Annotated in this window: 6 protein-coding genes; 1 reads left to right on the forward strand and 5 read right to left on the reverse strand. The window is 64.2% G+C overall.

Annotation, left to right across the window (positions count from 1 at the left end; genetic code table 11):
- From EN994_RS16690 to EN994_RS16710, 5 genes are all read right to left on the reverse strand, one after another.
- Window positions 1–1,491: copper resistance CopC/CopD family protein (locus EN994_RS16690; RefSeq protein ID WP_127307662.1), on the reverse strand; the 1,491-nt coding region annotated here is incomplete at its 3' end.
- Between the two features lie 54 nt (window positions 1,492–1,545).
- Window positions 1,546–2,064, reverse strand: a complete 519-nt coding sequence (locus EN994_RS16695) for a YcnI family protein (protein ID WP_013529535.1) — start codon at window positions 2,062–2,064, stop codon at window positions 1,546–1,548.
- Between the two features lie 41 nt (window positions 2,065–2,105).
- The gene (locus EN994_RS16700; protein WP_063169027.1) at window positions 2,106–2,645 is read right to left on the reverse strand and encodes a copper chaperone PCu(A)C; all 540 of its coding nucleotides are present in this window, start codon (window positions 2,643–2,645) and stop codon (window positions 2,106–2,108) included.
- 97 nt (window positions 2,646–2,742) lie between these two features.
- Window positions 2,743–3,099 (reverse strand): DUF2946 family protein, encoded by a 357-nt coding sequence (locus EN994_RS16705; protein ID WP_063169028.1) that lies wholly within the window; start codon window positions 3,097–3,099, stop codon window positions 2,743–2,745.
- Window positions 3,100–3,293: 194 nt separating this feature from the next.
- On the reverse strand, window positions 3,294–4,196 hold the full coding sequence (locus EN994_RS16710) for a GntR family transcriptional regulator (RefSeq protein WP_013529532.1): 903 nt from the start codon (window positions 4,194–4,196) through the stop codon (window positions 3,294–3,296).
- 229 nt (window positions 4,197–4,425) lie between these two features.
- On the opposite strand from EN994_RS16710, the gene EN994_RS16715 reads away from it, so the two are divergent.
- The coding region (locus tag EN994_RS16715) for a UxaA family hydrolase (protein ID WP_164745964.1) at window positions 4,426–5,249 on the forward strand (824 nt) is incomplete at its 3' end.

A 5,249-nucleotide genomic window follows, 5' to 3' on the forward strand; every position in this document is an offset into this window, starting at 1 on the left:
CTTCAAGGGCTCGATGCCGGAATCGGGCTTTGACAGCACAAGCGTTACCTCCTTGGCGTCGAGCGGGCCGAAATCGCCGCTCATGATGACCATCGAGGCAACGACCGGGCCGGCATGGCCTGGAGTGATGTTGAGATCGGCCATCGCTTGCAGCGCGTGGATATGGACCGACACCGGTTGCGCTGCCGCGATCGCCAGGGCTCGTGGCGGCGGTGTGAAGCGCCAGCCCGCGGCAACGCCGAAAATCGCCAACACGATCAACATCTCGACGCCGATCGAGCGGACCAGCCTGCGTTGAACTTCCGTCGATCCCGCCTCGGCCGATGCCGTGAGTTTCCAGCGGTTGACGGCAGCGAGCGTGAACAGAAAGACCAGCAGCCCGAGCTTGATCAGCAGCAGCCTTCCATAGGCGGTGTCGACCAATGCCGCGGGCGTTTGCACCTGGATGACGGCAAGCACGGTGCCGGCAGCGGCAAGCACGGCCACCACGGGCAGGATCGCCCAAGAAAATCGCCGCAGGAATGGCGTGGCCTCCGCCGATTGCCCCTTGAGCGCCAGCCCGAGTGGGACCAATGCGCCGACCCACGACGCGATGCAGACGCCATGCAGGAACACCATCGGCCGCGTCAGCCATTGCGGTTCGGCGGCACTGGCATGGCCGCTGGCGGCAAGGGCAATCCCCACCCCGGCCAGGCCGGCCAGCGCCAATGGCTTGGCGGTGGCACGGGGACCGGCCAGCGACAGCAGGCCAAGCCCCAGCGCGATCAGCGCGACCAGCACCGTCCAGCCGAAGCTGGTGCCGAGCCCGGTCCGCCAGATGACCGATTGTGCCAGATGGGAGAGCGGCGCCCCGAGTGCATCAAGCCCCTGCAATCCGAGCGACAGGGACGACGCGACCAGCCCGCTCAGGATTGCAGCTGCAACGAAGCGTTGCCCGGCACGGGCACTTCCGGCCAACCAGGCAAGCGCGAAGGCGCCGCCAACGCCGAGGAAGAGGCCGACGTAGAGAAAGATTTTGCCCGCCCAGATAGCCGACCGCAACGGCCAGTCGACGGTTTCGGATACGGCCGGCGGTTCGCTGGGCGCTCCGATGGAAAACAGCAGCGATCCGCCGACGGGATGACCGTCTGCGGAGATGACGCGCCAGCTCAAGACATGCGTGCCCGACTTGAGCGGCTGCGGATTGTCGATCTCGACGGTCTGGTCGCTGAGACGAAAGGCGGTCAGTGGAACCGGCTTGCCGTCGGGCTTCACCAGCGTCAGCACCAGAGGCGAGACCGGCTCGCTGAAGGTCAGCGAGAACTGCGCCGGTCCCTGTGCCAGCACCGCGCCGTCGGCCGGGTCGGTCTTGATCAGCGCGGCATGGGCAAAGGCCTGATCTGACACGGCAAGGCTGGCAAGAAACACGATCACAGCCAACAGGCCGACGGCAAGCCGGCCGGTGCGTTTGCCGGTCATGCAAGCCGTTTGCAGGAGGGAGGTCGTGCTCATGTCACCGCCACGAAAAAAGAGCGGCGCACTCGAAAGAGCGCGCCGCCTGGGAGATCATTTCTTCGGCAGCAGCTTGATGCCGGGTGCCGGGCTTTCCAGTGCGTCTTCATCCTGCCCTGCCGCTGGAATCTCGATCCAGCGATCGGCTGCACCGTCGCATTCCTGCACGACCGGGAAATAGAGTTTTTGGCCGACGGGGAGATCCGCCGTCAGCGTCGCGCGGAAAACGAACTCGTCATAGAATTCATCGGGCAGGTTGCCGCCGCTCCAGTCGACCTCCTTGACCCCATCGGTCACCGCCTGACCGTAGAGCTGGTAGGATTTCTCGTACTTGCCCTTCTTGGTCTGCAGCGTCCAGCCGGGCTTCGGCATCGGCTTGATCGCGATCACCCCTTCCGGAATCTGCACGCGCACGGCGGTCGTCGCCTTGCCGTCGCAGCCATGCGGCACGCGCAAAACGGCCTTGTAGGTCGAGCCGACCGCCGCCTCCTGGGTTTCGAACGTGATATGCGCGAAGGCGGCGCTGGTTCCGAGCGCGAGAAGTGCGCCGGCCGACAAAAGATATTTGTTCATGATGGTCCCTCGGATTTTCAAGATTTGTCGAGCTGGCGCGGTCAATTGGCGTGATCGTCCACGGCGCCGCCGCCCATGCCTTCGACGGCGAAATCGACGCTGACGGCGCCGGCCTTTTCGAAGGTCAGGGTGGCGGAGAACTTTTCGCCCTGTTTGGGTTGCCGCTTCAGGCCCATGAACATCAAATGATAGCCGCCAGGTGCAAGGGCTACCTTGCCGCCGGCCGGAATTTCCAGGCCGCCGGCAACCGGCCGCATGGTCATGACGCCGTCCTTGACGCCCATCTCATGCAGCTCGGCCTTTTCGGAGACATCGGAGGAAATCGACACCAGCCGATCCGGCGCACTGCCCTTGTTGGTGATGGTGAAATAACCGCCGGCCACTTTGGCGCCGGCCGGCGTGGCGCGCGACCAGGGGTGGCCGATCTCAAGATCGCCAACCTTGAACTCATGCGCGAGGACGGACTGGGCGCCTGTGAACAGCAGCGCAAGAGCCAGCACGGCAATGCCGACACGCTCTTCGATGCCGCGTAGAATGCTGCCCGGCTCAGGACGCGCGGCGTCAGGGAAAAAATAGGACATGGTTGCTCCATGAAGTGAAGGTCGCGCCGTTGCCGGTCGCGAGCAGTTAGATCTTTGGATGGGTACGCCCACGAAAGGTTCCGCCGGGCAAACAGGCTCAGGCCGTCAGCGGCGGCGCGCGCGGGTTCGACGGCGAGCGCTCACGCGCAAAGTCGAGATGGATGGCCGCCGGGAAGACAAAGGCGACCGTTTCAAAGGAAAGGCTGCCCGGCGCCAGACCGGCATTGGGCGGCGGCGCAAAGGCCGCCGAAACCATGCTGCAGCCGAGCACGCAGCATGCCGGCAGATGGGACGGCGGCTGGTTGCCGCCCGGAAGCTGGGTTGCGCCTTCATGGGTACAGATGACGTTGCCAAAAGCGTCGAGTTGCGATGCATTGGGACCGGCGCCGAAGGCGAATGCACCAAGCGTCGACTGGAGCAACAGCAGATAGGCCGCGACAAGCGCGACCGGCATGCTCCATCGTCTCCTCGATACGCCCAAAGCCCTGCCTCTTCGCAGCAACCAACCATATCTAGCACGGGGCCGGCGGGTGGAAAATCGCCAAATCGCCGCGGCGGCAACGCGGCAGGCCCAAGGCATGTCGCCCAGAAGTGTATAGCGGTTTTGGGACAACATGCATGAAACAGGGCTCCGAGCCGCGATGCGGCTCAGTGTTTTTGCAGCGACCGGCTCTCCGGGATCGAGGTCAGCAATGTCTGGCGCGCCGACTTCAAATGCTTGCGGCAAGCGGCGTCGACCTTGCCGAGATCGCGTGATTTCAGCGCTTCTATGTAGACCAGATGCTCACCGATCGCGACTTCGTTGCGCTCGCGTTCCTGCGCCTTGTTCCACTGGTAATGGTAGTGGAAGATCATGGCGATGACATCGTAGAAATCGACGATGAAGCGATTGCGCGATGCCCGGTGGATCAGCCGGTGGAAGCGCTCGTCGAGTTCGGAGAACTCGGTGAAGCGGGCGGCTATGTCGTTTGCCAGCTGGCGATGCTCGTCTTCCAGGCGGTCGAGATCGGTCCAGACTGCGCTGTCCTGCGGTAAAGCGGCAAAGGCGGCCGCCGAGCGCAGTTCGAACATCTCGCGGATTTCGGTCAGCTCCAGCGCGAAAGCGCGCGTAAAGCCCTTCAGCACCCAATGACTGTTGCGACGTTTCTCGATCAGGCCGAAGCGGGAGAAGCGGATCAGGAACTCGCGCACGCTGGTGGTGCCGACGCCGATCTCGCGCGCCAGTTCGAGTTCGTTGATCTGCATGCCGGCTTCGGCGCCGCCGGCGAGCAGCCGACGCATGAACGACCGTTCGATGATCTCGGCCAGCGTGTCTGTCTCTTCCTCGGGGAAGAAATCATCGGGAAGCGGTTCGCGCAGCACCGTCTTGGCGCGCTTGTTCCAGGCGATCAGCCCGGTCTCTTCCATGCGCGCGAGAATGGTGCGCACCGTGGTCCGGCTGACGCCAAGCAAGGTGCCCAGTTCCGGCTCCGAAGGCAGGCTGCGCGTTTCGTCGAGCAGCCGCAGGCAGCGGTTGTAGGCATCCTTGTAGACGTTGTTGCTCTTCGACATCCCTGACCCGTTGCACGCCGTCGCTTGCAGCGGACGGTTTGAAGCGCAATATGACGTTCGCATGGCTCTGAGAAGCGAAATTGCTTCCCGGAACAACCCGGAGACATGCGGAACTCCCCACGAAAAAACAATTGACGCAAAACTGTTTTTTCACGATAAAAGACAATATCTCTAAACAGGCGCGTGTCAATCCGCCCCGCGCAACCCAGGATCACCCAGGAAACCGCCCGTGAACGCCTCCAACTGCATTCTTCTGTCCCCCGCCGACAATGTCGCCGTCGCCAACGGCCGCATCGAGATCGGCACCGCGCTGCCGGGCGGTGCCGTCGCCAGTGCGCTGATCGAGCCCGGCCACAAGGTGGCGATCAAGCCGATCGCCGCCGGCGAGGCCGTGGTGAAATACGCCCAGGCGATCGGTCGCGCGACACAGGACATCGCAGCCGGCGAGCACGTGCATTCGCACAATCTGGTTTTCGAATCCGGCCGCTTGCCGGTCGTGCCGCCGAGCGAGGCCGAGCACGCGACGGAGGCCGACCGCGCCCGCACCTTCATGGGCTATCGCCGCGCCGATGGCCGCGCCGGCACGCGCAACTTCATCGGCATCGTCGCCAGCGTCAATTGCTCGGCCACCGTCTGCCATTCCATCGCCGATACCGCCAACCGCACGCTGTTGCCGAAATACCCCGGCATCGACGGCTTCGTGCCGATCGTGCACGGCCAGGGCTGCGGCATGAGCGGCACCGGCGACGGCATGATGGTGCTGCACCGCACGCTTGCCGGCTATGCCCGCCACCCGAATTTCGGCGGCGTGCTGATGGTCGGCCTCGGCTGCGAGGTCAACCAGCTCACCCTCTACGGCCAGAAGGGCGTCGCTGCCGGCAAGCGCCATTTCAACATCCAGGACGCCGGCGGGTCGCGCAAATCGGTGGAAAAAGCGATGGGCGTGCTGGCCGAGATCGCCGAGGAAGTCGGCCAGTTGAAGCGTGAGCCGATCCCGGTCAGCGAGATCGTCGTCGGCCTGCAATGCGGCGGCTCCGACGGCATGTCGGGTAG

The sequence above is a fragment of the Mesorhizobium sp. M7A.F.Ca.CA.002.09.1.1 genome, assembly GCF_003998555.1.
In the GTDB taxonomy this organism is placed as follows: domain Bacteria; phylum Pseudomonadota; class Alphaproteobacteria; order Rhizobiales; family Rhizobiaceae; genus Mesorhizobium; species Mesorhizobium ciceri.

Excerpts from the sequence above, each read along its gene's own strand:
- EN994_RS16705 (WP_063169028.1), bottom strand. The coding sequence starts at position 3,099 with ATGCCGGTCGCGCTTGTCGCGGCCTATCTGCTGTTGCTCCAGTCGACG.
- EN994_RS16695 (WP_013529535.1), bottom strand. The coding sequence starts at position 2,064 with ATGAACAAATATCTTTTGTCGGCCGGCGCACTTCTCGCGCTCGGAACC.
- EN994_RS16710 (WP_013529532.1), bottom strand. The coding sequence starts at position 4,196 with ATGTCGAAGAGCAACAACGTCTACAAGGATGCCTACAACCGCTGCCTG.
- EN994_RS16700 (WP_063169027.1), bottom strand. The coding sequence starts at position 2,645 with ATGTCCTATTTTTTCCCTGACGCCGCGCGTCCTGAGCCGGGCAGCATT.